General features: G+C 73.0%; 20 protein-coding genes. 5 read left to right on the forward strand and 15 right to left on the reverse strand.

Annotated elements, in window-relative coordinates; all coding sequences use genetic code 11:
- Positions 1–111: 111 nt before the first annotated feature.
- Both ACSU6Z_RS00565 and ACSU6Z_RS00570 read right to left on the reverse strand, forming a co-directional pair.
- Positions 112–1008, reverse strand: coding sequence for a helix-turn-helix domain-containing protein (locus ACSU6Z_RS00565; protein WP_437041757.1), 897 nt, complete (start codon positions 1006–1008; stop codon positions 112–114).
- On the reverse strand, positions 1005–1733 hold the full coding sequence (locus ACSU6Z_RS00570) for a helix-turn-helix domain-containing protein (RefSeq protein WP_437041759.1): 729 nt from the start codon (positions 1731–1733) through the stop codon (positions 1005–1007). Before ACSU6Z_RS00570 ends, ACSU6Z_RS00565 begins: the two co-directional genes overlap by 4 nt.
- Before the next feature lie 355 nt (positions 1734–2088).
- Between ACSU6Z_RS00570 and ACSU6Z_RS00575 the strand changes: the two genes are divergently transcribed.
- On the forward strand, positions 2089–2583 hold the full coding sequence (locus tag ACSU6Z_RS00575) for a hypothetical protein (protein ID WP_437041760.1): 495 nt from the start codon (positions 2089–2091) through the stop codon (positions 2581–2583).
- Positions 2584–2663: 80 nt separating this feature from the next.
- A complete protein-coding gene (locus ACSU6Z_RS00580) occupies positions 2664–3251 on the forward strand; it encodes a L,D-transpeptidase family protein (RefSeq protein WP_437041762.1) in 588 nt (195 codons plus the stop codon).
- An 89-nt stretch (positions 3252–3340) separates the two neighbouring features.
- Here ACSU6Z_RS00580 and ACSU6Z_RS00585 read toward each other — a convergent pair whose 3' ends face one another.
- A complete protein-coding gene (locus ACSU6Z_RS00585; RefSeq protein ID WP_437041763.1) occupies positions 3341–4696 on the reverse strand; it encodes a GDSL-type esterase/lipase family protein in 1356 nt (451 codons plus the stop codon).
- Positions 4697–5458: 762 nt separating this feature from the next.
- Here ACSU6Z_RS00585 and ACSU6Z_RS00590 point away from each other — a divergent pair.
- Complete coding sequence (locus ACSU6Z_RS00590; protein ID WP_437041765.1) at positions 5459–7381, forward strand: calcineurin-like phosphoesterase C-terminal domain-containing protein; 1923 nt, start codon at positions 5459–5461, stop codon at positions 7379–7381.
- 163 nt (positions 7382–7544) lie between these two features.
- On the opposite strand, the gene ACSU6Z_RS00595 is transcribed toward ACSU6Z_RS00590, so the two are convergent.
- The 12 genes from ACSU6Z_RS00595 to ACSU6Z_RS00650 form a co-directional block, all read right to left on the reverse strand.
- Positions 7545–8411 (reverse strand): sugar phosphate isomerase/epimerase family protein, encoded by an 867-nt coding sequence (locus ACSU6Z_RS00595; RefSeq protein ID WP_437041766.1) that lies wholly within the window; start codon positions 8409–8411, stop codon positions 7545–7547.
- Positions 8408–9424 (reverse strand): Gfo/Idh/MocA family protein, encoded by a 1017-nt coding sequence (locus ACSU6Z_RS00600; RefSeq protein ID WP_437041768.1) that lies wholly within the window; start codon positions 9422–9424, stop codon positions 8408–8410. Before ACSU6Z_RS00600 ends, ACSU6Z_RS00595 begins: the two co-directional genes overlap by 4 nt.
- A gap of 84 nt (positions 9425–9508) precedes the next feature.
- Positions 9509–10933, reverse strand: a complete 1425-nt coding sequence (locus tag ACSU6Z_RS00605; protein ID WP_437041770.1) for a sugar porter family MFS transporter — start codon at positions 10931–10933, stop codon at positions 9509–9511.
- A 9-nt stretch (positions 10934–10942) separates the two neighbouring features.
- The gene (locus ACSU6Z_RS00610; RefSeq protein WP_437041771.1) at positions 10943–11893 is read right to left on the reverse strand and encodes a TIM barrel protein; all 951 of its coding nucleotides are present in this window, start codon (positions 11891–11893) and stop codon (positions 10943–10945) included.
- Between the two features lie 39 nt (positions 11894–11932).
- Positions 11933–13438, reverse strand: a complete 1506-nt coding sequence (locus ACSU6Z_RS00615; protein ID WP_437041773.1) for a CoA-acylating methylmalonate-semialdehyde dehydrogenase — start codon at positions 13436–13438, stop codon at positions 11933–11935.
- A 48-nt stretch (positions 13439–13486) separates the two neighbouring features.
- A complete protein-coding gene (gene iolD / locus ACSU6Z_RS00620) occupies positions 13487–15376 on the reverse strand; it encodes a 3D-(3,5/4)-trihydroxycyclohexane-1,2-dione acylhydrolase (decyclizing) (RefSeq protein WP_437041775.1) in 1890 nt (629 codons plus the stop codon).
- Positions 15373–16218 carry a 5-deoxy-glucuronate isomerase gene (iolB, locus tag ACSU6Z_RS00625; RefSeq protein WP_437041777.1) on the reverse strand — a complete coding sequence of 282 codons (846 nt, stop codon included), beginning with the start codon at positions 16216–16218 and terminating at the stop codon, positions 15373–15375. The genes iolD and iolB overlap by 4 nt, the downstream gene beginning before the upstream one ends.
- The gene (locus ACSU6Z_RS00630) at positions 16215–17087 is read right to left on the reverse strand and encodes a Cgl0159 family (beta/alpha)8-fold protein (protein ID WP_437041780.1); all 873 of its coding nucleotides are present in this window, start codon (positions 17085–17087) and stop codon (positions 16215–16217) included. The genes iolB and ACSU6Z_RS00630 overlap by 4 nt, the downstream gene beginning before the upstream one ends.
- On the reverse strand, positions 17077–18030 hold the full coding sequence (iolC, locus tag ACSU6Z_RS00635) for a 5-dehydro-2-deoxygluconokinase (protein ID WP_437041781.1): 954 nt from the start codon (positions 18028–18030) through the stop codon (positions 17077–17079). The genes ACSU6Z_RS00630 and iolC overlap by 11 nt, the downstream gene beginning before the upstream one ends.
- Positions 18031–19036: 1006 nt before the next feature.
- Positions 19037–21073, reverse strand: a complete 2037-nt coding sequence (locus ACSU6Z_RS00640; RefSeq protein ID WP_437041784.1) for an RICIN domain-containing protein — start codon at positions 21071–21073, stop codon at positions 19037–19039.
- 332 nt (positions 21074–21405) lie between these two features.
- Complete coding sequence (locus tag ACSU6Z_RS00645; RefSeq protein ID WP_437041786.1) at positions 21406–22626, reverse strand: bifunctional class I SAM-dependent methyltransferase/NUDIX hydrolase; 1221 nt, start codon at positions 22624–22626, stop codon at positions 21406–21408.
- A 553-nt stretch (positions 22627–23179) separates the two neighbouring features.
- Entirely contained in the window at positions 23180–24148 is a 969-nt protein-coding gene (locus tag ACSU6Z_RS00650) for a LysR family transcriptional regulator (protein WP_437041788.1), read from the reverse strand.
- Positions 24149–24256: 108 nt separating this feature from the next.
- On the opposite strand from ACSU6Z_RS00650, the gene ACSU6Z_RS00655 reads away from it, so the two are divergent.
- Both ACSU6Z_RS00655 and ACSU6Z_RS00660 read left to right on the forward strand, forming a co-directional pair.
- Positions 24257–25210, forward strand: a complete 954-nt coding sequence (locus ACSU6Z_RS00655) for a serine hydrolase (RefSeq protein ID WP_437041790.1) — start codon at positions 24257–24259, stop codon at positions 25208–25210.
- 83 nt (positions 25211–25293) lie between these two features.
- Positions 25294–26376 (forward strand): MBL fold metallo-hydrolase, encoded by a 1083-nt coding sequence (locus tag ACSU6Z_RS00660; protein WP_437041792.1) that lies wholly within the window; start codon positions 25294–25296, stop codon positions 26374–26376.
- Positions 26377–26442: the final 66 nt, after the last annotated feature.

A 26442-nucleotide genomic window follows, 5' to 3' on the forward strand; every position in this document is an offset into this window, starting at 1 on the left:
TTCCGGGGGGACGGACAGCGGAGCAGACCCCGCCGGCCGGGCCGCGTTCGGCCGGGGAGGGGCGGCGCGCGCTCCCCGGCGGGCGGAGCGCGCGGCCGATCACCGTCCCGTTCAGCCTCCGATGCACACGCGCCGGCCCTGCCGCGGCAGGTAGCAGGCGCTGACACGCCGAGGAACGTCCGTGGTCAGCATGGGTGTGGTGTGGTAGCCGCCGGTCCTCGCCGGATCGTCGTCGGTCACGACGAACCGTTCGTCGCCCAGGGTGACGACGAGCCGGTCCCCCGGCCGGGAGAACCACATCCGGCCCCACGCCGTCCGGCAGGCCGGCCGGTGGCGGATCTCGAACCGGACGCCGCTGTCGGTGCGCTTCCCGGCGACCACCTTCGAGCCGTTGACGCACCATGCCGCCACGGGGTTCTCGCCGTGACAGGCGCGGCCGGTGCAGAGCGTCCGCGCGGTGGAGACGGCCACGGCCGGCCCCGGCGCGGTTCGCCCTCCCGCGCTGCCGGCCAGCCACCAGGAGAGGGGGAGGGTGACGGCGGCCACCAGTACGGCGGTGAGCGCGACCGTCCGCGAGGAGTAGAGCCGCCGGGCGTCCCTCCTCGCCACCGGGGCCGGAGGGTACGGGGCGGGCGCGGTCCGCGCCGGGGGCCGCCCCGCCCGCTTCGGGGCTCGCGCCGAAGTCCCGGACGCGGGCGTCCCGCCCGCCGGTGTCCCGCCGGACGACGCGCGGCCGCTCCAGGTGAGTTCCGCCAGTTCCCACAGGGCGAGAAGCTGACCGGGGGGCTGCCCGGCCAGGCGGCACAAGGTCTCCACCGCCTGCCGCGGGGGCAGCGCCCTGCCGTTCAGGCAACGGTCCCAGGAGGACTTGCTGTACGCCGTCCGCTGCGCCAGGACGGTCAGGCTCACACCGGCGCGGTCCTTCAGCTCGCGCAGCCTGGTGACGAAGCGCAGGCACTCGGGGCTGAGCGTGTCCGGCAACGGTTTCCAGGGCATGGTCGTGTTCACCACTCCCGGCGCAGCACGGGCCAGGTGTGCTGGCCGACGATCCCGTCGGCCACCTCCCCGGCGTCCCGCTGCGCCCGCTTGGCGGCGTCGCGGGTGGCGATGTCGTACAGGCCGTCGACGCGGCCGGTGTCATAACCGTGGTGATCGAGCAGGCACTCCGCCTCCGCCACCGCCGCCCCCTCGTAACCGAGCGCGATCGTCTTGTTCCAGGTCCGGCTGTATCCCGCGTGCAGGGCGCCGTCCTGCGACCGCACGTCACAGCGGACCGGGGACGGCCGGGTCGCGGCCTGTGCCTCCCGCCACGGCTTCAGGCCGAGCAGCGCCCCGGCCGTGGCGGCGGCGACGAAGGCCGCGGTCACCACCAGCGCGAACAGTGGTCCTGCGACGCCGGTGCCGGGCGCCGGCCCGGGGCGGGTCGCCGGGCCCGCGGTGTCCTCCCCCGCGGCGGTGGGGGCGGGGGCGGGCCGGACCGTCTCCGCGACTTCCCGCAGGGCGAGGAGCCGGGCCGGATCGACGCCGCCCAGTTCGCACAGGCTCTCGACCGCACGCCGGGACGGCAGCGCGTGCCCGCCCAGGTACCGTTCCCAAGAGGACCGGCTGCAACCGGTCTTGGCCTCCAGCGCGGCCAGGCTCAGCCCGCTGCGGTCCTTGAGCCTGCGCAGGTGCCCGACCAACTGGCGGACGCTGGGGTCCGTCCCCTCGGGCAGCGGCTTCCAACGCGGCATTCCCACCCCCGGTGCAGCAGCCGTCGATCAGTCCGTGTCCCCACCTTTTACCGAAAGTCGTACGCCGGGGACAAATCGCAACTTCCCTTAGCGCATATGTACGAGTACCGCGTCCCGACGCAAAAGGCCCGCCCCGGCGGGGCGCGGCCGTCCCGCCGGGTGTTCCGCGCATTCCCGCCACACCGTCCCGCTTTCCGGCATCCTCGCAGGTCAGCGCGTGGGACGTCCCGCTTCCACCGCATCGGCCGGTCGAAGCTGGCCGGGACGGCGGCCGCGCCGACACGATCGGATCCACCGGCGGCGCGGAATCCCACCGCACCGCCGCCCCCGCTCATCGCGAAGGAAAGGAACCGCCGTGACCGTCAAGCGTTTCTCACACCGTGGTTACGCCGCACTCGTGGCCGTCGCCGCGGCGACCGCCGTCTGCCTGCCCGCCGCCACCGCGGAGGCGAGCGGCACCAAACTGACGCACGACCAGGCCGCCGCCAAGCTCCGGGCGGCCGGCATCACCTGGTCCTCCAGCGGCAACTGCTCCGACCGCAACCGGAAGACCTGCACCTCCTTCTCCCGGATCAACTCCGGCACCATCGACGGGATCATCGCCTTCAAGCGCGCCAGCGGCTGCCGGGTGAACATCACCGGGGGCACGGAGACGGGCCACGCCCGGGGCACGTACAGCCACGAGAACGGCTACAAGGTCGACATCACGCCCACGACCTGCGTCAACCGGTACATCAAGAACCACTACAAGTACATCGGCAAGCGGAGCGACGGCGCGTCCACGTACCGGTCCGCGGCCGGCAACCTCTACGCCAACGAGGGCAACCACTGGGACATCACGTACAAGTGACCGGCACGCGCACCACCGCGGCCGCAGCCCGCACCCGCACCCGCACCCGCACCCGCACCCGCACCGAAGGAGGTACCTCCATGTCCGTGAACGTGCCCGTGTCCATCCGGTCCGCCCGGTCCGCCGTCGTCGCCGTGGCCGCCGCGGCGGTCCTCGTGCCCGTCGTGGCGGCCGCCCCCGGCGGCCATGCCGCCCCGGCGCAGACGACCACCACCCTGAAGTTCGTCCGCAACGTGAGCGACCCGCAGAGCTCGCAGCTGGCCGTCGTGCGCGGCGACCGCACCGTGGCGTCCTACCGCGCCGGGTCCGGCCTGGGCGCCGGACACGCCAAGGGACGGGACGACTGCGCCAAGAACCAGGGGTGGCTGCCGAAGGGCACCTACACCGTCGGCGCCCGCCACACGCAGTACAACGGCACCGTCATCAAGGGTTACGCCATCCCGCTGAGCAACAAGCTCTGCGCGAACGGGCGGACCGAGCGCACGGCCCTGTTCATCCACAGCGAGATGACCCGGACCGGCGGGCAGGGGCGGTCGGAGAGCCAACGGTGGGACGGCCCGTCCGACTACAAGTCCGAGGGGTGCATCAAGCTCTCCCCCGATGACATCAAGAAGCTGTTCGCCGTCCTCGCCGGCGGCACGGCACCCCGCCGGCTCACCGTCGTCTGAACGGCCCGGGGACACGGGGCGCTCGCGGAAGGGGATTTCCCCTTCCGCGAGCGCCCCGCTCCGTGTCCTCGACCCGGCCCGCGCGGGGATCAGGCGGCGGGACGGTCCTCCCGGCCGTCCCGGCGGCTCCCCCCGTCGTCCAGTCCGAACAGGGCCAGGTCGACGGCCCGGGCCATCGCCGCGTGCCCGGCCGCGTTGGGGTGGTAGCAGTCGGAGCGGTAGGCGTCGCGGATTTGGGCCGGTGCGGCCGGGTCCCGGACCGCGGCGTCGAAGTCGACGACGCCGTCGAACAGTCCGCCGTCGCGGACGAAGTCGTTCACCGCGAGCCGGTTGGCCTCCTTGGCGCTGCCGGGGGTGTTGCACATGGGCATCAAGGTGGCGCCGACGACCCTCACACCGCGGGCGTGGGCCCGCCGGACGATCTCCCGCATGGCGCCGATGACCTGCGAGGCCGGCGAGGGCTGCGCGTACGGGCCGCCGCCCAGGTCGTTGGTGCCCTCCAGCAGGATCATGTGGCGCACCCCGGCCAGGCCGAGGGCGTCGTGGTCCAGCCGTTCGGGTGCCGGGGGGCCGCAGCAGTGGCTCGTGGGGTCGTAGGGGTTGGTCTGCCGGCTCACGGTGTTGCCGGAGATGCCGGCGTTGGCCACGGCCAGTTGCCTCCCCGGCGGCAGGGCGTTGATCCGCCGCGCCAGCAGGTCGGTCCACCGGTCACCGCCTCCGAGTGCCGCGTGGCCGGTGGTGTTGGAGTCGCCCAGCGCCACGATGGTGCCCGCGGCGGCCGTACGTCCGTCGACGACCTCCGCCCACCACAGCTGGCCCGGGTGGTAGCCCGGCTCGGCCGACAGGCCCCGGTCCTCCTCCGGGTAGGCGGCGTCCGCGACGTCGTGGGTGTGGTCGCCGCCCGACGACAGGAAGCTGGCGGGCGGGTTGGGGGTCGGTGGGGGGAAGGTGTGGTCGTTGACCGGCGCGTTCGGCGCGTACAGGCTGATGGCCAGGTTCTGCTGGGCCGCCACGCGCAGCGGAACCGGGTCGCTGTACGCGTGTCCGCCCGGGGGCACGGTGACCCCTCGGCCGCCCCCGAAGGTGAGGGTGCGCAGGGAGCCGGGGACGAGGTCGGCCTCGCCGACCCGCAGTTGCAGTCCGATCGTCGCCGAGCGGAACGTCGCGGGACGGTCGCCGTAGGGGTTGCCGACGCGCACCCGCAGCGAGGAGGCCGCCACCGAGGCCCGGGCGATGTTGCGGACCGTCAGGTCGGGCGAGGCTCCGTGCACGCCCTGGAGGCTCGCGCTCCAGACGGCGCTGCGGCCGGGCGACGGCACGGCGCCGGTGCTCGCCGGCGCGGCCGCGCGGCCGGCGCGGTCGCCGGAGGGCCGGACGGGCTCGCCGGCGACCGCGGGGACCGTCACGGCGGAGACGAGCAGGACGACGAGGGGGAACAGCCACATGCCCGCGCGGGTACGGGTTCTGCCGCCTCCCGGTGAAGATCTCACGGTGTTCCTCTCGATCGGCTGGTGCGGTACGGGGACCGCACGTCGACGTGGCGCGGGGTCGGGGAACCGCACGGATCGGCGCGTGCCGTGGGGCGCGAGCCGCGCTCCGCACGGTAGGAGCGCTCCCGGGGCCCGTCAACACCGCCTCGGGCCGCCGCCGACCGCGTCCCGGGGCCCGTCACGGCACGTTCGGCGCCGGGCCCGGGCCGTTCACCCGGCGAGCCCGTACACCCGCCGGACGCGGTGGGCACGGGCCATGGCGGCGGCCCGCGCCGTGTCCTTCCGCGACCGGGCGCCCTCGCCGGTTCACCGGCCCCGCAGCCGGAAGGGGCCCCGTAGGAGCGCCGCCCCCGTCACGGGCAGCCCGCAGGCGCGGGCGGCGCCCGTCGCGCCGGCGGGCCGCTCCGGCCGCACCACCGCGTGGGCCCGCGCTCCGCTCGCCGCCGCCCGTTCGGCCGGAACCGTTCGGGGACGTCGCCGAAGGCGGTGGAACTTACCCGCGGCGCGGGCCGCCCCGACCGACACCGGCGTCCCTTCTGCCCCTCCTGCGCACATTCGGGCCCGATGGAGCCCCACGGTCCTCCGGCCCTTCGTCTGCCCCTCTCCCGTAGTTAAGCTCCGGCGGCCAGTGTCACGGTCGCCGGGCGCTCCGATCCGGCCTCCCGCAGGGGAGTTCGACGGCAATCCAGCGGAAGAGCAACGGAGGTGTCAGGAGCAGTGCCACTCTCTCGCCCCTCGTCCAAGTCGGTACGCACCGGGATGGCGATGCTCGGCGCGATGGCGATCGCGGGTTCCACCCTGACCGCTTTGGCCGTGCAGACCGCGACCGCCGCGCCCGCGGCCGTCGCGCAGACGGACGGGAACGACAGACACGACCGCGACGACTGGGACACCGGCGCCTACCGGGGCGAGGTCGAGGTCGTGCCCGCCGACGAGGACGCCGCCGGCGGGCGGGTGCTCACCGGCCGGGTGTTCCTCGACGGCGACCGCGACAGCCGCAGCGACCGGCGCGAGCGCGGCCTGGCCGGCGTGGTGGTCTCCAACGGCCGCGACGTGGTGACCACCGACCGCCACGGCCGTTACCGGCTGCCCGCCTACGACAACATGACGGTCTTCATCACCCAGCCGTCCGGCTACCAGGTGCCCGTCGACGAGCACAACGTCGCCCAGTTCCACTACAACCACCTGCCCGCCGGCTCGCCCGAACTGCGGTACGGCGGCATCGAGCCCACCGGCCCGCTGCCCGAGGCCGTCAACTTCCCGCTGGTGAGGAGCCAGGCCACCAAGGACCGCGAGCAGCACTGCGTCATCGCCGGCGACCTGCAGACCTACGACAAGGAGGAGGTCGGCTACGCCCGCGCCGGAGCCGTCTCCGACCTGTCCCGGCGCGACGACTACACCGGCTGCGGCGCCCTGTTCATCGGCGACGTGGTGGGCGACGACCTCTCCCTGTACCCGGACGTCAGGGAACTGACCGCCGAGCTCAACGGCCCGGTGCGCTTCCTGCCCGGCAACCACGACCTCGACTACGACGCGAAGACCGCCGAGCACTCCTTCGACACCTTCCGGGCGCGGATGGCTCCGGCGTACTACTCCTACGACGTCGGCCGGACGCACGTCGTCGCCCTCAACACCGTGCGCTACCCGTGCACCCCCGACGTCGACAACACCGACGGCCGCCACACCAACTGCGACGACCCCGAGAAAAGCCCCTCCTACAACGGCCGCCTCGACGAGAGGCAGTTGGAGTGGCTGGAGCGGGACCTGGCGAAGGTCCCCTCGGACAAGCTGGTCGTCGTGGCCGGGCACATCCCGCTGCTGACCTTCGCCGACGAGGACAGCGCGCGGCACCAGGTCGACCAGGTCCGCGAGGTCTACGACCTGCTGGAGGGCCGCAAGGCCGTCTCGGTGGCCGGTCACACCCACTCGATCGAGAACATGAAGACCGGTGACCTGTTCAAGGGGTGGCGCGACCTCTTCGGCGTCGAGGGACTGCCCTTCCCCCACATCACCGCCGGCGCCATCTCCGGTGACTGGTACTCCGGGGAGCCGACGGGGAAGGGGTACCCGGTCGCCGTCGGCCGTGACGGTGCCCGTCCGGGCGTCCTGACCCTGGACATCAAGGGCAACTCCTTCAAGGAGCGCTTCACCGTCACCGGTGAGAAGGACGACGTCCAGATGCAGCTCGGCGTCAACTCGCCCGCCTACCGGCAGTGGTACGTCGAACGCCAGGCCTGGAACAAGAACAAGCAGGGCCAGGCCCCCGAGCTGGGCGATCCCCACGTGATCAGCCGGGACGACCTGGCCGGCACCACCTGGCTGACCACCAATTTCTGGATGGGGTCCACCGGTTCGAAGGTGAAGGTCAGCATCGACGGCGGCCGTGCGCGCGAGGCCGTGCGCACCCAGCAGGCCCGCGGTGAGGACCAGCTGGTCGGTCCGGAGTGGTCCGACCCGCACGCGGTCGCCCAGCAGTTGGTCAACGGCGGCAGCGTGGCCGACCGCACCATGCACCTGTGGCGGCTGGAACTGCCCTCCGACCTCGAGGCGGGAACCCACCGCGCCAAGGTGACCGCGACCGACTCCTACGGCCGCTCCTTCACCGGGACGCTGCGGTTCACGGTGGTCCAGGAGGGCTGACCGGCCGCACCGCGGTCCACCGTGATCCACCGCCTTCCGCGGGGCCGCCGTCCGCCGGCGGCCCCGCGGCCCGCGGGCGCGGGAACGCTCCCGCGCCCCGTCACGGTGGTCCTGGGGGCCGGCGCCCGGGCCGTTCCGTGCGGGGCGGCCGGGGCGCCGGCCCTCAGGCCGCCAGCTCCTTGCGGATGCGTTCCAGCATGAACGCCGACGACTCCCGCGCCCGCTCCTCCCAGGCGAACACGCAGGCCGTCGCGACACCGTCGAAGCGCAGCTCGCGCAGGGTGGTGAAGAAGGCGTCCCAGTCGACCTCGCCCTGGCCGATGTCCAGGTGCTGGTGGATGCGGGCCGTCGTGCCGGGCGGGTTGAGGATGTAGCGCAGGCCGGACGAACCCTTGTGATCGAAGGTGTCGGCTATGTGCACGTGCTGGAGCTTGTCACCGGCGTACCGCATCATCGCCGCGATGTCCGTCTTCGGGTCGGCGCCGGAGAGGTGGAAGGAGTGCGGTGCACAGTACAGGTAGTTCACCCACGGCTTGTTCACGGCGCGGACGAGGTCGACGGCGGGGGCGTTCTCCTCACAGAAGTCGTCCGGGTGCGCCTCCAGGTTGAGGGCGATGCCCTCGCGCTCGAAGACGGGGAGCAGTTCCTCCATCGAGCGCCAGAACGCGGCCTCGCTCTCGGCGGCGCGGTCGGGACGGCCGTTGAACTCCGAATTCATCAGCGGGCACTCGAGCTCGACCGTGATCTCGATCATCCGCTTCCAGTAGCGGACGGCGGCCTGCCGCTCGCTCTCGTCGGGCGAGGACCACTTGTACAGCGGCAGCACGGAGGAGAGCCGGACGCCGTGGGCGCGCAGCGACCGCTTCAGCTCCGCCACGCGCCCGTCGTCGGCGCGCGGGTGCAGGAAGAACGGCATGAAGTCGTCGCGAGGCGACAACTCGATGTATTCGTAACCGAGTTCGGCGACCGTGCGGACCATCTCGTCCAAGGGCAGCGCACGGAACATGTACGGGTCGAGGGCGATCTTCACGCGGTGCCTCCGTAGAAGACGGGTCGGGGCTTGATGGCGGTGGCGACGACGCGGCCCGAGTTCAGCGCTTCGACGGTCGCACCGGTGATGGCGGTGGCGGCGTATCCGTCCCACGCGGAGGGGCCGGTGGGCTCGACGCCCGCCGCGATGCCCGAGATCCACTCGCGGAACTCGGTGTCGAAGGCGTCCTCGAAGCGCCCCGTCCAGTCGGAGAGGATCTGGGTGCTGTGCGCCCCCGCCGTGCGCACGCCGGCCGCCGCCGGGTCGGGCAGCCGCACGAGTCCCTCCTCCCCCACGACCTCGCACTGGATGTCGTAGCCGTACTGGCAGTTGACGAAGACCTCCAGGTCGATCCGGATGCCCTTCGCGGTCTCGAAGAGCATGACCTGCGGGTCCTTCAGATGCGCGAACCGCTTGCTCGTGGAACGCGGGGTGACGACCTGGGCGGAGACGATCTCGTCGTCCAGCAGCCAGCGCAGGACGTCGATCTCGTGAACGGCCGTGTCGAGCGCGGCCATGTCGGACGTGTAGGACTCCGGGACGGTCGGGTTGCGGTGGGCGCAGTGCACGACGAGCGGCGTTCCGATGCGGCCGGTGTCGACGACCTGCTTGAGCTGCCGGTAGCCGCGGTCGTAGCGGCGCATGAAACCCACCTGGACGAGGCGGCGGCCGTGCGCGGTCTCGGCCTCGGTGATCCTCAGGCAGTCCTCGGCCGTGGTCGCGAGCGGCTTCTCGCAGAAGACCGGCTTGCCCGCGGCGATGGCGTTCAGTACGTGCTCGGCGTGGGTGGGGCCCCAGGAGGTGACCAGGACGGCGTCCACGTCGTCCGCCGCGACGAGCGCGGCCCCGTCGGCGTGCACCCGGGCGCCGACCCGGTCCGCCGCCTCGGCGGCCCGCCCGGCGTCGATGTCGGTGACCGCGGTGACCCGGGCGCCGGTGACGACGTCGGTGAGGCGGCGTATGTGTTCCCGGCCGATCCAGCCGGTCCCGATGACCCCTACGCGCACAGTCATGGGTGTTCTGCCTTTCTACGGTCCCCGGGCCGTCGTCGGCCCGGGGCGTGGGGATGCGAAAGCGTCGTGTCCGGGGCCCGGCGTTCAGGAGAAGCGGGCCCTCAGTTCCTTCTCGAGGGTCTCCAGGCTGCGGCCCCGGGTTTCGGGCACGTACCTCTTCACGAAAGCGATGGCGGCCACACCGAGCACCACGAAGAGGAAGAACGTGGCGGAGATCCCGATGCCGGCGACCAGCGACGGGAAGACCAGTCCGATCGCGAAGTTGGTCAGCCACAGCACCACCGCGGCCACGCCCATGCCGAAGGCACGCATCCGCATCGGGAAGATCTCCGACAGGGTCAGCCAGGTCACCGGGGAGATGGCGCCCTGCTGGAAGGCGAGGAAGGTGACCGTCATGGCGAGCACGGCCAGGGCCCGGCCCGTGCCTTCCGGCAGGGTCAGCGAGAAGACGCCGATGAGCAGCAGCGCGCCGGTGGTGCCGGCCTGGCCGGTCAGCAGCATGGGGCGGCGGTCGACCCGGCCGAGCAGCCAGATGCCGACGAAGGTGGCGGCCACGGAGATGACGCCGTTGGCGATGTTCGCCGTCAGCGCGCTGTCCGAAGCGAAGCCCGCGTCGGTGAGGATCTGCGTGCCGTAGTACATGATCGTGTTGACGCCGGTGATCTGCTGCACGATCGCGATGCCGAAGCCGACCAGCATCAGTCTGCGCACCCAGGGGGTCGTCCTCATGTCCTGCCAGCCGCCGAGCTTTTCCTGCTCGTCCTTGGCGGACAGGGCGGAGACCTCGCTCAGCTCGGCCTCGGCGCGCTGCTGGGAGCGGATCTGCCGGAGCACCTCGAAGGCGTCGTGGAAACGCCCCCGGGAGGCCAGCCAGCGCGGGCTCTCCGGCATCACCAGCATGCCGAACCAGAGCACCACGGCGGGGAGGGTGGCGAGGACCAGCATCCAGCGCCACACCCCGCCGGACTCGCCGCCCACCCGGGCGATGACCGCGTTGCAGGTGAAGGCGAGCAGCTGCCCGCTGACGATCATGAGTTCGTTGCGGGTGACCAGGGCGCCGCGCCGTTCGGCGGGCGAGACCTCGGCCAGGTAGACGGGCACGGTGACCGAGGCACCGCCGACCGCGAGGCCGAGCACGAAGCGTGCCACGACCATGATCGCGGTGGTCGGCGCGAGGGTGCAGCCGAGCGCGCCGACGAAGAACAGCACGGCGAGCAGCAGGATCCCCCGCCGCCGGCCCCGGGTGTCCGAGAGGTGGCCGCCGGCGACCGCCCCGAGGGCGGCACCGAGCAGCAGGGAACTGGTCACCATGCCCTCGGTGACCGGCGTGAGACCGAGGTCCTCGGTCATGTACGGCAGGGCGCCGTTGATGACGCCGGTGTCGTAGCCGAAGAGCAGGCCGCCGAAGGTGGCGATGAGCGTGATGAGGCGGAGCCGGCGCCGCACGGCGGGCGGTGCGTCGTCGGCCGGTGCGGTGCGTGCCGTGGCCGTGTCGTCCTTGACGTCCATGGCCGCCCTCTACCGTGTGTGGTTCGGACGCCGGGTTCCGGTGAGGCCGCAGCCGGCCAGGTGCTCACGGGTGCGTACCGCGATGGGCAGCGGAACGTCGGGAGCGCACGGGTACAGGTCCTGCTCGACGATGACGAACAGCTCCGCGTCGAGCCGGGCGAGTTCACCGATCACGGCCGCCGGTTCGGGGATCCCGGCGGGCGGCGACACGCACACGCCGCGCTTGACCGCCTCGCCGAAGGAGAGGCCCTCGGCGGCGACCTCGGCGAGGACGGCCGGATCCATCTGCTTGATGTGGACGTATCCGACGCGCTCGCCGAAGCGGCGGATGAGGTCCAGGTTGTCCCCGCCGCCGTAGGCGACGTGGCCGGTGTCCAGGCAGAGGTTGGTGTAGCGGCTGTCCGACTCGTTCAGCAGCCGCTCGATCTCCGGCTGGGTCTGGATGTGGCTGTCGGCGTGCGGGTGCAGGACCAGGCGTACGTCGTACTCCTCCAGCAACAGCTTCCCCAGCCGGTCGGCGGCGCGGCCGAAACCGGCCCACTGCTCGGCGGTCAGCTCGGGCGGCTCGGTGAAGGCGCCGGTCCTCTCGTCCCGGTACATGGGCGGGATCAGGACGAGGTGGTGGGCTCCGGCCGCGGCCGTGAGCTCGGCGACCTGCCGGACGTGGGCGAGCATCCCGTCCCAGGCCTCGGGACGGTGCAGGGCGCCGAAGGCGGTGCCGCCGGAGACCTTCAGGCCCCGTGCCGCCAGCTCCTCGGCGAGGACGGCCGGGTCGGTGGGCAGATAGCCGTACGGGCCCAGTTCCAGCCACTCGTAGCCGGCCTGCGCCAGCTCGTCGAGGAAACGGGTGTAGGGGACCTGGTGCTCGTCCTCGGGGAACCAGACGCCCCAGGAGTCGGGGGCGGAACCGAGACACAGGTTGCCCGCGACGGTACGGAGCGGGGATGGCACCGTTGCCATGGTGAGTCCTTAAGGGGGAGGCGGGGTACGGGGAGGGGATCAGTGGGAGGTGGGGAAGGCGAAGCCGGCGGCGACGTGCTGCTCGGTGCGCGGCCAGCGGGTGGTGACGACCTTGGGCCGGGTGTAGAAGCGGACGCCCTCGGGACCGTGGATCGGGGAGTCGCCGATGAGGGAGTCCTTCCAGCCGCCGAAGGAGTAGTACGACATCGGCACCGGGACCGGGACGTTCACGCCGATCATGCCGACCTTGACACCCCGCTGGAAGCGGCGCGCCGCTTCGCCGGAGCCGGTGAAGACGGCGGTGCCGTTGCCGTACGGGTTGGCGTTGATCAGCTCGATGGCGTCGTCGAGGGTGCCGACGCGGACGACGGCGAGGACCGGGCCGAACAGCTCCTGCCGGTAGACGTCCATCTCGGTGGTGACGTGGTCCAGCAGGGAGGGGCCGGTGAAGAAGCCGTCGGCGCACTCGGGGTGTCCGTCGACCTTCAGGCCGCGGCCGTCGACGACGACGGTGGCGCCCTGTTCCGGGGCCTGGGCGACGGCGTTCTCGACCCGGTCCCGGGCGGCCGCGGTGACCAGCGGGCCCATCTCGGTCTCCGGCGCGTCACCGGGTCCGACCTTCACCTCGCGCGCCTTGCGCTCGAGGATTTCGACCAGGGCGTCGGCCGCGGTGCCGACGGCGACGGCGACCGAGAGGGCCATGCAGCGCTCGCCCGCGGAGCCGTAGGCGCCGGCGGTGATGTGGTTCGCGGCGAACTCCAGGTCGGCGTCGGGCAGGACGACGGCGTGGTTCTTGGCACCGCCGAGTGCCTGCACCCGCTTGCCGGCGGCGGTGGCCCGTTCGTGCACGTACCGGGCGATGGGCGTGGACCCGACGAAGGACACGGCCTCGATGCCGGGGTGGGCGAGGATCGCGTCGACGGCCCTCTTGTCACCGTGCACGACGTTGAACACGCCGTCGGGCAGACCGGCCCTGCGGTACAGCTCGGCGACGAAGTTGGCGGCCGACGGGTCGCGCTCGCTGGGCTTGAGGACGAAGGTGTTGCCGGTGGCGATCGCGATGGGGTGCATCCACAGCGGCACCATGGCGGGGAAGTTGAACGGGGTGATGCCGGCGACGACGCCCAGCGGCTGGCGGAAGCTGTGCACGTCGACGTCGCGGGAGACCTGGTCGGAGAAGTCGCCCTTGAGGACGTCGCCGAGGCCGCAGGCGAACTCCACGACCTCTCGGCCGCGGGCGATCTCGCCGCGCGCGTCGCCGACGGTCTTGCCGTGCTCGGACGAGATGATCCGGGCCAGTTCCTCCTCGTGTTCCACGAGGAGCTGGCGGAAGGCGAACAGGATCTGGGTGCGCTGCGAGAGCGACGACTGGGACCAGGTGGTGAAGGCGGCGCGCGCCGCGGTGACGGCGGCGTCCACGTCGGCGGCGCCGCCGAGCACCACCCGCGCCTGCTCGCGGCCCGTGGCGGGGTCGTAGACGGGGGCGGTGTCCTCGCCCGAGCCCTCGGCGGGGCTGCCGTCGATCCAGTGGGGAACGGTCTTCACGTGCGGGTTCCTCTTTCGGGTTCGGGGTGTCTCGGGTGACTCGGTCGGTCAGAGGTAGTGGCGCTGGGCGCGCTTGCGTTCGGCGTACGTCTCGTACGCCTCGCGCGTGGAGTCGAGCGCGGAGGTCTGGCTGACGGGCACGTCCCACCAGCCGTGCGCGGGAGGGTTCGGGCCGTACAGGTCGGTCTCGACGTGCACGACGGTGGTGCGGTCGGCGGCCTTCGCCTTCTCCATGGCCGTGCGGAACTCCCCGACGGTGGCGGCGCGCAGGACGTCGGCGCCGAGCGAGGCGGCGTTCGCGGCGAGGTCGACCGGCAGGACGTCTCCGTCGAGCTGTCCCGAGGCTTCGTCGCGGTAGCGGTACCTGGTGCCGAAACGCTGGGAGCCGAGCGACTCGGAGAGCGCGCCGATGGAGGCGAAGCCGTGGTTCTGGACGAGGACGATGATGACCTTCAGCCCCTCGGAGACCATGGTGACGATCTCCTGGGCCATCATCAGGTACGAGCCGTCGCCGACCAGGACGACCACCTCCCGCGAGGGGTCGGCCATCTTCGCGCCGACCCCGGCGGCGACCTCGTAGCCCATGCAGGAGTACGCGTACTCCACGTGGTACGCCTTCGGGTCCCGGGCCCGCCACAGCTGCTGGAGGTCACCGGGCATCGACCCGGCGGCGTTGATGACCACGGCGCGGTCGTCCAGGACGTCGTTGAGCGCGCCGAGGACCTGGGTCTGCGCCGGCAGGTCGCCGGTGGCCCGGTCCGGGGCGAAGCACTCCTCCTCGATCCGCCGGGTACGGGCGATGAGCTGCCGGGTGCGGTCCCGGTGCGCGGCGGGCACCTCCCAGTCGCCGAGGGCCTGCGCCAGGGCCTCGATGCCGAGCCGGGCGTCGGCGACCAGCGGTTCGGCCGCGTGCTTGACGGCGTCCAGGCGGGCGACGTTGAGGTTGACGAACGCGACGTCCGGATCCGCGAAGACGGTGTGGCTGGCCGTGGTGAAGTCGGAGTACCGGGTGCCGATGCCGAGGACGACGTCGGCCTCCCGCGCCAGTTCGTTGGCGGCGTACGCGCCGGTCGAGCCGATCCCGCCGACCGCGCAGGGGTGGTCCCAGGGGACGGCGCCCTTGCCGGCGTGGGTGTCGGCGACCGGGATGCCGGTGGCCTCGGCGAAGGCGCGCAACCGTGCCTCCGCTCCGGAGTACACCACTCCCCCGCCCGCGACGACCAGCGGCCTGCGGGCGCCCCGCAGGAGGTCCGCGGCCCGCCGCACCGCCGCCGGCTCCGGTACCGGGCGGCCCACGTGCCACACCCGGCGCCGGAAGAAGGACACCGGCCAGTCGTACGCCTCGGCCTGCACGTCCTGCGGCAGGGCGAGGGTGACGGCGCCGGTCTCCACCGGGTCGGTCAGCACCCGCATCGCGGCGAGCGCAGCCGGGATCAGCTGCTCGGGCCGGGTGATCCGGTCGAAGTACTTCGACACCGGCCGGAAGGCGTCGTTGACGGTGACGTCCCCGCCGCGCGTGTCCTCCAGTTGCTGGAGCACCGGGTCGGCGGCGCGGGTGGCGAACATGTCGGACGGCAGCAGCAGCACCGGCAGCCGGTTGGTCGTCGCCAACGCGGCGCCCGTGACCATGTTCGTCGAGCCGGGGCCGGTCGACGCCGTGCAGGCGAAGGTGGCCAGCCGGTCGCGCATCTTGGCGTAGGCGACGGCCGCGTGGACCATGCCCTGTTCGTTGCGCGCCAGGTAGTAGGGGAGGTCGGCCTCCCCGGTCACGGCGGCCTGCAGGAGCGCCTGGCCGACACCGGCCACGTTGCCGTGCCCGAAGATGCCCCACACCCCGGGGATGAGTCGCTGTTCCTGTCCGTCGCGCTCGCTGTACTGGTTCGCCAGGAAGCGCACCAGCGCCTGCGCGGTGGTCAGTCGTACGGTCCGCCGGTTCACGCGTGTGCCTCCCACGTGCCGCGCACCCAGGTGTGCGCGGGGTCGTCGCAGATCAGCCAGGCCCGCTCGGTGCCGGGACCGGCCATGACATTGAGGTAGTAGAGGTCGTGGCCGGGAGCGGCGATCGAGGGGCCGTGCCAGCCGTGCGGGATCAGGACGACGTCTTTGGAGCGGACCTCCGCGAGGACGTCGATGGGGCGTTCCTCGGTGCCGTACACCCGCTGGTAGCCGAAGCCCTGCGGGCCGCCGGCGATCTCGAAGTAGTAGATCTCCTCCAGCTCGGACTCCTCGCCCGGCCGGTCCTCGTCGTGCTTGTGCGGCGGGTAGGAGGACCAGTTGCCGCCGGGGGTGAGCACCTCGCAGACCAGCAGCCGGTCGGCGTCGAAGGTGCCCGGCAGGCAGTAGTTCACGACGCGGCGGGCGCAGGTGCCGGCGCCGCGCGCCTCGACGGGCACCGCCTCGGCGGGCCCGTACCGGGCGGGCAGGACCCTCTCGGTACGGGCCGAGGGCAGCGCGAACGTCCCGCCGGACACGCTGGTGAGGACGGCCTGCGCTCCGCGCGGCAGGTACGCGAAGTCGGTGACCGAGTCGAACACGCCGGTGCGGCCGGCCAGTTCGAAGACCTCGCCGTCGACGCCGACCGCGCACGACCCGTTGAGCGGCAGCACCAGGAACTCCGCGTCACCGGTGGCGAGCGTGTGCGTCCCGCCCGGGGGGAGGGTGAGGACGCGCAGTCCGGAGAAGCCCCAGCCCGCCGAGTCGGGTGTGACCACCAGGTCGTAGGGGCCGTCGGCCGTGCTGCCGGCGGGCAGGTGGTAGGTGGCGGTGTCGGTGTGGCTCACAGCAGGCTCACCGCCCGGTCCACGGCACCGGCGACGTCGCCGTCCGAGGGGTAGAGCAGGGAGCGGCCGACGGTCAGCCCCTGCGCGGTGGGCTGCTTCAGGGCCCTGCCCCAGGCGGCGAACGCGGCCTCGGGGTCCTTCACCTCGCCGCCGAGCAGCACCGCGGGCAGGGTCGAGGAGGCGAGCACCCGCTCCATGTCGGCGACGACCGGCAGCTTCAGCCAGGTGTAGGCGCTGCGCCGCCCGAGGCCGGAGGCGATGGTGACCGACTTGATGACGGCGTCCGTGGAGAGGTCGTTGCGGATCCTGCCGTCCTGCCAGGAGGACAGGAACGGCTCGACCATCGCGATGAGCCGGCGGTCGTTCAGTTCGTCGACGGCGCGGGCGGTGTTCTCCAGGGCGGCCGGCGTCGCCGGGTCGTCGAGGGCGATGCGGGTGAGCATCTTGCCGCCGTCGAAGCCCATCGCGGCGATCGTCTCGGCGTCGTAGCCGGTGAAGCGGTCGTCGATCTCGAAGACCGAACCGGCGAGCCCCGCACGGTTCATGGAGCCGAAGACGCTCTTGCCGTCCAGGACGCCGAGCAGCAGCAGGTCCTCCAGGATGTCGGCGGTGGCCAGCACCCCCGTCACGCCCGGCCGCTCCAGGGCGACGCACATCCGCTCCAGCAGCTCGAACCGGTCGGCCATGGCGCTCGGGTCGCCGCCGACGGCGTTGGCGCCGCGCGCCGGATGGTCGGCGGCGATGATCATCACCTTGCCGTGCTCGCCGAACGGCGACGTCGCCCTCACGCGCCTGGCGGCCGCGGCCGCGATCGCCTCCGGGTCCTTGACCCGGGTGTCCACGATCCGGCTCACCCTCTCAGACAGCACTGTTCACCTCACGCAGCTTCTCGTCGACCTCGGACGCGGTGGGCATGGCATCGGAGCAGGCGAGCCGGCCCGCGACCAGCGCTCCCGCGGCGTTGGCGAAGGACACCGTGCGCCGCACCTCCCACCCGGACAGCAGCCCGTGGCAGAGCGCGCCGCCGAACGCGTCACCGGCGCCGAGCCCGTTCACCACGTCGACCGGGACGGGAGGGATCTCGGCGACCGTTCCGCCGCGCTCCATCGCGAGGACGCCCTCGGGTCCCTGTTTGACCACGGCCAGTTCCACGCCGGCGGCGATGAGCGCCTTCGCGGCGGCGTACGGCTCCCGCTCCCCCGTGGCCACCTCGCACTCGTCGCGGTTGCCGACGGCGACGGTGGTGTGGGCGAGCGCCTGGCGGTAGTACGTGCGGGCCCGGGCCGGGTCGGTCCAGAACATCGGGCGCCAGTCGAGGTCGAAGACCGTGATGCCCGCCCGTGCCCGGTGGGCGAGCGCCGCCAGGGTGGCGGAGCGGGAGGGCTCCTCGCTCAGTCCGGTGCCGGTCACCCACAGGATGCGGGCGTCGCGGACGGCCGCCAGGTCCAGTTCGTCCGGCCGGATGTCCAGGTCGGGAGCCTTGGGCTGCCGGTAGAAGTACAGCGGGAAGTCGTCCGGCGGGAAGATCTCGCAGAACGTGACCGGGGTCGGTGCGATGTCCGACGTGCCCACGAAGCGGGTGTCCACGCCGAAGCCGTCGAGCGCCGTGCGCACGAAGTCACCGAACGGGTCCCGGCCCGTCTTGGTGATCACCGCCGCCCGGCGTCCGTACCGTGCGGCCGCCACGGCCACGTTGGTGGGGCTGCCGCCCAGATACTTGCCGAACGAGGTGACCTCCGGTAGCCCTACGCCCGTCTGGAGCGGATACACGTCCACTCCCACACGGCCCATGGTCAGCACTTCGAACGGCATCGCTGGTGGTCCCTTCGGTCCGGAGGATCCCGGTGTCGGCAGATGGCGGATATCGGGTGTCGGGGTGATCGAGCGGATGGGCTGGGCGGCCGGCGGAGGACGGACGGCAGGACACGCTCGTACTGCCGCGCTCTACTAGCGCGCTCTAGTGCGAGTACGATGGCCTCTGTTCAAATGTCCTGTCAATAGGTTGTTGCCACAGGATTTCGAGACCGTTGCGACGAGGGGCGTGTGCTCACCGGTGGATGCGGCGGACGGACGCCGCCCCGCGACGGCCGGCTTCGCCGAGGGGAAGGGCGTGCCGGGGGGACCGGTGGGGCCGAGCAGGACCAAGGCCTCGCTGCGGAGGGCCGGCAGGGTCTCCACCGCGGTCCGCTCGTCCCGGGTGCGGGTGAGGGTGCTCAGCACCAGGTCGTAGCCGGTTTTCTCCGCCGAGGCGTACAGGTGCTCGACGAGCTCCGCGTGGAAAGGGCCGCGGACGTCGGCCATCACGCCGAGCAGCCGGCTGCGCCGGCTCGCCAAGGCGCCGGCGGTTTGCCTGGCCCGAGAAAGCGGTCTGGAAGCTCGTCGCCGGCCGCGGCGACGACGTCACCTTCTGGACCCGTTCCCGCGCGCCCTCGCCGGAATCGACCCCGACATGCCCGTGGACATCGAGCACGAGGACGGCGCCTGCTCCCGGGCCGGGGGACTCGCCCTGGCCGCCGGGAACCTCCGCAGCGCCGCGGCGCGCCTGTGACCGCCGGTTCGTACGCCGGCCTTCGGCGCGCCCGGCCCGGTGGTGCCGTGCACCGCGCCACCGGGCCGGACGCCGACGGCGAGCCGCAGCGCGTGCGCGCGACGGGCCGCCGGTTCCCGGCCGGCCGGAGGACCGCGACGGGCCGCCGGAGAGCCGTCGCCCCCGGCGGACGGCCGGCGCGGTGCGCCACTTGGCCGCGGACGGGCACCGCCTGGCGGGCGGTGCCCGCGGCTCTTCCCGCGGTGGCGGGTGGTACCCGTGCGGCGCGGTTCAGGTCAGTGGCGGCGTTTCGTCGGTCACGGTCCAGCGTTGGTTCGCGCCCGACGTGGGGGTCCAGGTCGTCACTCCGGAGCGGTCCGCCGTGGCGTGCCCGGCGACGTCGAGCAGCTGGCCGGTGGCGGCGTTGACGAACGTCCAGGTGCCGTCACCCGTCGTCGACATGATCCACCGGGCCTCCCGGCCGGCCGGCCCGGAGCCGGGGTCCTCCAGGACCGCCGCACCCTCGCGCACGGCGAGCCGCTTGCCCGTCGCGGAGTTGACGAGCGAGTAGTGCTCGCGGTTGCCGTTGCCGCGGGTCAGTTTCCGTACGGACCACAGCTGGGTGTCGGCGGTGGTGTCGGAGGTGCGGATGACGAGCCCGGTGTGGTCGTCGTCCGGTGCCAGTGACTTGCCGCTCTGCACGCCCTGCAGCCGGTAGAGGTGACCGGGCTGGATGAGCGCGGCGTCCCGGGCGGTGCCGCCGACGCCCGCGACGCGGAAGGTCGTGACCGACTTGGCGGGGACGGTGAGTGTGGCGGAACGGCCCCTCACCCGCACCGGCTCGCCCTCGACGAGTGCGCCGTCGCCGCTGGTCACCACTGGTGTGACGGAAGCCCGCGGGGTGACGCGCCCGAAGCGGGAGAGGTCCAGGGTCACCGTGCGTGCCGTGGCCGCGTCGTTGACGTGCACCACTGTCGCACCCGTGCCGGACTTGTTCACGGCGGCGACACTGGAGGGGTCGTCGGTTTTGACGAAGCGGTCCCCGGGGCGGATGTAGTGGGTGAAGTTCCGGATGGTGTGGAACTTGCTGTTGGCCCTGATCGGGCAGGTTTCGAGGGTGTCGGCGGCGGTGCAGTCGAACGGGATGTGGATGCTGCCCCAGTTCTTGCCGGCGGCCGCCTGGGGGGTGGCGTCCTCGATGGGCTGCCAGAACACCCAGGCGGACGGCTCGAGTTCGCGGATGTCGCCGATCATGCGGGTGGCGATGCCCAGCCCCGGTTCCATGCCGGTGAAGTCGGTGCCTGTACCCCAGGTGCCCTCGACCTCGCTCATCCACAGTTTCTTGCCCGCGCCCTTGGCGCCGTCACGGGCGCTGGTGCGCATGGCCGTGCCGTAGGTGTGGACGTTGAGCTGGTCGACGGCGGCGCGCGCCGTCGCGTCGTAGGCGTTCCAGTTGTCGGTGAAGATCTTCGGGTTGGTCTCGTCCATCGCGGACACCTCGGCGCGCGTCCCGGCTCCGGCGAGGGCGCGTCGCAGGGCCAGGATCACCTTCTGCTGGAGGGCGGGGCCGGCGTGCGCGCCTTCCTGGCGTCCACCGGTGGGTTGGCCGTCGGGTCCCAGCTGGGTCCCCCAGTAGGGGGTGTTGGGTTCGTTGAGCGGGGCGATGGTGTCGAACTTGATCCGGTGCCTCTTCTCCAGTTGCTCGGTCACCTTCACCAGGTAGGCGGCGAAGTCGTCGACGCGGTCGGCGCGGATCTGGTCCGTGCTCGCGTCGAAGCCTCCGGAGACGTATCCGCTGACCGTCTGGAACCAGGGCGGCGAGTTGCTGAACGCCTCCCAGCGGGTCACCTTGTCCTTGATCTGGTCGATCCACCAGCGCTGGTTCGCGTCGGCGGCCCAGTTCCAGTGGTCCGGGTCGTGGGGGTCCCACCAGTCCGTGTCCTCGCGGGTGGTCCCCTCGGGGGCCTTCCAGAAGCCCTCCATGGTGGCGCCGGCCTTCATGTAGTCCTCGCGCACGTCGGGGGCGTTGCCACCGCCGATGTTGTAGCGAGCGATGTTCAGACGCAGGCCGTCGCGGCCGAACAGCATGTCGACGAGCCGCTTGCGGATGGGGTCCGGGTAGCCGCCGGTGGCGTTGGCGAACCAGACCAGGCTCGTGCCCCATCCCTCGAACTCCTGCTGCTGATACGAGGGATCGACGCGTACGGTGACCGCGTCCGGCGCCGGCGGGTCGGCCGCGGTGGCGGCGGGTACGGCGACGAGCCCCGCGCCGAGCGTCAGGGGAACGGTGAGCGCCAGGGCTCGGACTGTGCGGCGTCTGCTGGGCATGACCATCCGTTCGTGACGTGGGATGACGCGGAGGGCCTCTGCTCTGGACCGGGCCCGCCACCGAGACCAAACAAAAGCGTGCAGAAACGATCGGACTGAAGGGATGCTGAATCACGGTTTTCAACACGTCAAGACATCGCGCACAGTTCGTCCCCCGTCGAGTCCCTGGGTTCACGACGAGGGCACCGCACCTGGTGATCTCCAGGAGGGGAGGAACCGCGGTGGTGCTCGTTCGCCGCCCCGGTCGACGAACGGCGGCTGCGGGAGGCGCGGGCGGCGCCGGCGGAGTGCCGGGCGGAGGGGGTTCTCGTCGGCGGCCGCGTGCCGAGCGGTTACTTCCCGAGCCGGCCGAGAACGTCCCGACCGGGGCCGTGCGGCTCGGCGAAGGGGGCGAAGTGGGCGGGCGGGTGGTCGATGGGCAGGTCGGGACGCCAGGCGGTGAGGATCTGGGCGCTGCACTCGAACAGACCCGACGGCAGCGCGTCCAGTGGCCACCACCCCCACTCGCCGACCCGCTCGCCCGGCTGGTCGGCGGGCTCGCCGCGCCACCGCGTGACGAGCGCGCCGACCGTGATCCTGACGACGCCGCCCACCTGGTCCAGGAGCATGCCCAGCAGGCGCACGTCGGCCGGGTCCGCCTGCAGGCCGGTCTCCTCCGCCAGTTCGCGCACGACCGTCCCCTCCAGCGACTCGCCCGGCTCCACCGTGCCGCCGGGCAACTCGTAGGTTCCCCGATGGTGGCGGCCGAGCAGCAGACCGCGCGGCCCCGCCAGCACCGCGCCGACCCCGGCCGCCGCGTGCGCGACGGGCGGCCGGGCCGTACGGGGACGAGAGGTGATCCGGACCGGCCTGCGGACCTGGAAGAGCCGGTAGGAGGCCTGGTTGCCCTCCTCGGGCGCGTCCAGCACGGTGACCTCCTCGGTGTGCAGCCCGTGCTGCGCGAGCAGGTCCGTCCACAGCCTCGTGGTGAGCACCCACATGTGCATGGTCAGTTCGCCGCCGCCGGCCAGGCGCAGGATCTCCGGACGGGGCTTCACCTCCGGGGAAGGGCCGTCACCGGACGAGTTGGTGTGCAGCACGGTGAAGTAGAGCCGTCCGCCGGGTCTGAGGGCCGCTGCCAGGGCGGGCAGCAGTCGGCGCGGGTCGATGAAGTGGACGGCGGACAGGGAGTAGATGACGTCGTACGGCATCGAAGCGCGCAGGTGCCCGACGGCGTCGGCCCGGATCAACCGCAGGCCCGGCAGGTCGCCGTAGCGCGCCCGCGCGCGCTCGATCTGAGTCGGTGAGAGGTCGACGGCGTCCACGGCGGCGTGATGGGCACGGGCGAGGTGGGCGGCGTGCCGGGCCGGGCCGCAGCCCAGGTCGAGCACGCGCAGGCCCCTCAGGTCGCCGAGGACGGCGTCCCCGGGCCCCGTTCCCCCCGGACCCCAGGCGATCTCGTCCACCTCGGGCAGGGGCGTGGCCCGGTCGAGGTGGTGCGCCCCGTAGATGTGCCACATCGCGGCGTTGACCCGCTCGGCGTCGGCCGTACCGGGTGCGTCGGGTGCCGTCATCGTGTCCCCTTCTCGGGCTCGTCGCCGAGCCGCCTCGTCACGTCGTCCCGCTCGTCACCGGGTGCCGTCCGGTTCTCCGGCTCGCTGCCGAGCGCCGATCCGCCCCCTCCCGGTCCCCGTCGTGCCCGAGGACCTGGCGGTCATCGACGAGCCGGGCCGACTCCCCTGGCTACCACACGCCTGGTCGCCGCGTTCTTCGAAGGCGATCGAGCGGCCGAAAACGCCGTCCCGACCGTCCCGATGTGACGCCTCCAGCCTCTCCGCGCCCGGCGCCGAGCCCGCCCGCGGGGCGCGGTTCCCCGTTCGAGGACCGGTCGATCCTCCGCTCGGTGCCGGGGAGACGGCCCGCCATCCGAACACACGGGGGAACTGTCACGCCGGCCGGCCGGTGGGACGACCTCCTGGTCGATCGGCCCGGGGAAGGCCGTCCACGAAGTTCCCACCGGACAGGGCACGCCCCGCACCGGGGTCCTTCCCGGTGACACGTCGACGGTGCGGCCGCCGGGTGCGGGAGAGCTGGTCCCGACAGGGAGCCGGCGCGGTCGCGGGGCGGTCAGCCGTAGACCACCGACCACGGGCGCGGGGAGTCGTCCGGGAGGCGTGGGGGGCCGGCGCGGTGGGGGGTCGCCGTGTGGTCGCGGGCCAGGACGTCGGCCGCCAGTTCCGCGAAGCGGCGGGCGGCCGGGTGGGCCGCGCGACCGGCGGGCCAGGCGCCGCCGATGCGCAGGGTGAGGGGGCGCCCGGCCAAGGGGCGCCAGGCGACACGGGGTTCCTTGCGGGCCGCCGGACCCTGGTCGAAGGCGACTCCGTGGCCCGCCGTGACGAAGGCGAGCAGGAACTCGGGGTTGGAGGCGTGCCGGAGGCGGCCGGGCACGAACCCCGCGGCGCGGCACACGTCGAGGATCCGGTCGTACCAGCCCGGGGCGTGTGCCCTCGGGAAGAGCACCAGGTCGTGGCCCGAGAGTTCGCCGAGCGTCACTTCCGGCAGCCGTGCCAGCGGCGAGGTGCGGGGCAGGACGACTCCCAGGTCGAGGCGGACGCCGGGGCCGAGTCGCAGGTCGGTGGCGTCGACGGGGTGGTGCACGATTCCGACGTCCAGGCCGCCGGAGGAGAGCAGCCGCAGCTGTTCCTCGGTGGTGACCTCCTGCAGGTCGACGGAGAGGCCCGGGGTGTGCTCCGCGCAGGCCGCCAGCAGTGCGGACAGCACGGCGGCCGTGGTGTCGGGCGGCACCCCGGCGCGGAGGGTACCGAGGCCGCCGGCGGCGGCGCGGCGGGCCAGCCCGCGCAGCCTCTCCTCCCGGGCGAGGAGTTCGTGGGCCTCCTCCAGCAGTACCGTCCCGGCCGCGCTCAGCCGGACGCCGCGCTGCGAGCGGACGAACAGCTCCGCGCCGAGCTCCTTCTCCAGTCTGCGTATCGCCTGGCTGAGCGGTGGCTGCGCCATGCCCAGCCGCTCGGCGGCCCGGCTGAAGTGCAGCTCGTCGGCCACGGTGACGAAGAGACGCAGGTGGCGCAAGAGATCCACAGCGGGATCCTACGTGAGGCGCCGGTGAGCGAGGGGGCCGTGCGGGCGGGGTGGGGCGGACGCGCGCGATCATGTGGTCGGGACGCGTCGGCGACGGAGGGGTGAACGGTGATCGAGGAGCGGATCCGGCAGGTCTTCGCCGGTGCGGGTGCCGAGGGCCGGCTGCACGCCGTTCCCGTTCGCGTGGGCGCCGGTGCCGCGGGGGAGGCGACGGCCGGAGCGGGTGCGGAGGCAGGGGCCGAGACGGGTGGCCGGGAGGTCGCCGTGGGCGCCGACGACCCCGTCGTGATCGCCTCGATCTTCAAGGTGCTGCTGGTGCTGGAGTTCGCCCGGCAGGCGGTCACCGGGCAGCTCGACCCGCGGGAGCGGGTGCGGGTGACCGCGGCCGACCGGCTCGGCGGGTGGGGCACCGCCGGCTGTCTGGACGACGTCGAGCTGTCGCTGCGCGACCTGGCCCACTTCGCGATGTCGGTCAGCGACAACACGGCGGCCGACCTGCTGCTGGCCCGCGTCGGCCTGGACACCGTGCAGCTGCTCGCGAGGGAACTCGGACTGGAGCGGACCCGGATCGTGGGCGGCCCGCGCGACCTGCTGGAGTCGATGCTCGCGGAGGTCGGGGTGCGGGACGAGCGGGAGTTCGCCGTCCGCTACCCCGCCCTGCCGGACGACCGCAGGAGGCGGCTGGCCGTGCTGGACCCCCGCCGCACCACGGCGAGCACACCGCGCGAGATCACCCGGCTGCTGCGGCTCGTCTGGACCGACGGCGCCGGCCCGCCGGAGGCGTGCGCGTGGGTACGGGAACTGATGAGCCGTCAGGTGTTCCGGCACCGGCTCGCCTCGGGCTTCCCGGACGACGTCGCGATCGCGGCCAAGACCGGGACCCTGCCGGGGCTGCACATGGAGGCGGGCGTCGCCCGCTACCCCGACGGCCGGCACTACGCGATCGCCGTCTTCGCCCGCACCCGGGACCTGGCCGCCTCCCGTCCCACGGTGGACGCCGCGATCGGGCGGGCCGCCGGGATCGCGGTCGGATTCCTCCGCGCGAGCGGCGACGGCCGGTGACCGGCTCACATATGCGTTCACGTATGAACGGAGTCCCATGACGGTCTTGGACAGGGCAGTCGGCGTTCTGTTCTGCTGGCGCCATGACGCAGGACAGACGTGACCCACACGGTTCCGCAGCCCCCTCCCACCACCGGTTCGACCGCCGTACGGTGCTGCGCGGCGCCGCGCTCGGCGCGGCCGCCCCGCTGATCCCGGCCACCGCCGCCGCCACCGGCGGCCCCGAGGTGACGGCCGTCACCGCTTCGGCCGGCGACCGCGGCCGGGCACGCGGCACGGACGCCGGCGCGGTGTCGTTCCGCTGGCTCGGCACCGCCGGCTGGCGCATCGACGCCGGCGGGCGGACCGTGCTGTTCGACCCGTACCTCACCCGCTTCCCCACGGGGCTGTTCGACGGCGCCTTCGATCCGCGAACGCCCCTGCAAAGCCGGCCGGAGGCCGTGGACGCGCACATCGGGCACCCCGAACTGGTGCTGGTCAGCCACTCCCACTGGGACCACCTCGCCGACGTGCCGCACATCGCCAGGACCACCGGCGCACGCGTCGTCGGCACCGAGACCACCTACCACCTGCTGGTCGCGCTCGGAGTCGACGCGGGGCAGATCTCCGTGGTGAAGGGTGGCGAGGTGCTGGACTTCGGGGGGATCGTCGTCGAGGTCGTACCCAGTCTGCACAGCCGCAACAAGAAGTGCGCCTACTTCGCCCCGGGCACGCTGAACGCCCCGCCCGCGACCGTCCCGGGCACCATCGCGGACCTGCCCGAGGGCGACACCCTCGCCTTCCAGGTGACCGCCGGGGCGGACGGGCCGGCGGCGTTCCTCATGGGGGCCAGCGACTTCTCCGAGCGGGCGGTGCGGGGCCTGCGGCCCGACCTCGCGATGATCGCCGTGCCCTCCAGCACCGCCACCCACCGCTACGTGCCCCGGCTGCTGCGCGCGCTGGACCACCCCGCCGTGGCCGTCCCCGTCCACTGGGACAACTTCGAAGTGCCCCTGGGCGGTTCCCCGGAACGGGATCCGGCGATGGACCTGGACGCGTTCGTCGCCCAGGTGGCGAAGGCGTCCCCGGCCACGCGCGTCGTCGTCCCGGACTACCGCACGGTGTACGACGCCGGCATGCGCCCGGCGGGGAGTGCGAGCGGCGGGGGTACCGGGGCGTCCGGATGAGTCCGGGGTGCCGTCGCGGCGCGGCGGTGCCCGGTTCCGCGGGGCGGTGAGGGGTGAGGGACCGGT

The organism is Streptomyces sp. enrichment culture, from assembly GCF_964273145.1.
Classification (GTDB): Bacteria; Actinomycetota; Actinomycetes; order Streptomycetales; family Streptomycetaceae; genus Streptomyces.

What these genes read in the sequence shown, in the direction of transcription:
- ACSU6Z_RS00570 (WP_437041759.1), bottom strand. Translation starts at nt 1,733, where the DNA reads ATGCCGCGTTGGAAGCCGCTGCCCGAGGGGACGGACCCCAGCGTCCGC.
- ACSU6Z_RS00580 (WP_437041762.1), top strand. Translation starts at nt 2,664, where the DNA reads ATGTCCGTGAACGTGCCCGTGTCCATCCGGTCCGCCCGGTCCGCCGTC.
- ACSU6Z_RS00585 (WP_437041763.1), bottom strand. Translation starts at nt 4,696, where the DNA reads ATGTGGCTGTTCCCCCTCGTCGTCCTGCTCGTCTCCGCCGTGACGGTC.
- ACSU6Z_RS00600 (WP_437041768.1), bottom strand. Translation starts at nt 9,424, where the DNA reads ATGACTGTGCGCGTAGGGGTCATCGGGACCGGCTGGATCGGCCGGGAA.
- ACSU6Z_RS00605 (WP_437041770.1), bottom strand. Translation starts at nt 10,933, where the DNA reads ATGGACGTCAAGGACGACACGGCCACGGCACGCACCGCACCGGCCGAC.
- ACSU6Z_RS00610 (WP_437041771.1), bottom strand. Translation starts at nt 11,893, where the DNA reads ATGGCAACGGTGCCATCCCCGCTCCGTACCGTCGCGGGCAACCTGTGT.
- iolC (WP_437041781.1), bottom strand. Translation starts at nt 18,030, where the DNA reads ATGCCGTTCGAAGTGCTGACCATGGGCCGTGTGGGAGTGGACGTGTAT.
- ACSU6Z_RS00640 (WP_437041784.1), bottom strand. Translation starts at nt 21,073, where the DNA reads ATGCCCAGCAGACGCCGCACAGTCCGAGCCCTGGCGCTCACCGTTCCC.
- ACSU6Z_RS00645 (WP_437041786.1), bottom strand. Translation starts at nt 22,626, where the DNA reads ATGACGGCACCCGACGCACCCGGTACGGCCGACGCCGAGCGGGTCAAC.
- ACSU6Z_RS00660 (WP_437041792.1), top strand. Translation starts at nt 25,294, where the DNA reads ATGACGCAGGACAGACGTGACCCACACGGTTCCGCAGCCCCCTCCCAC.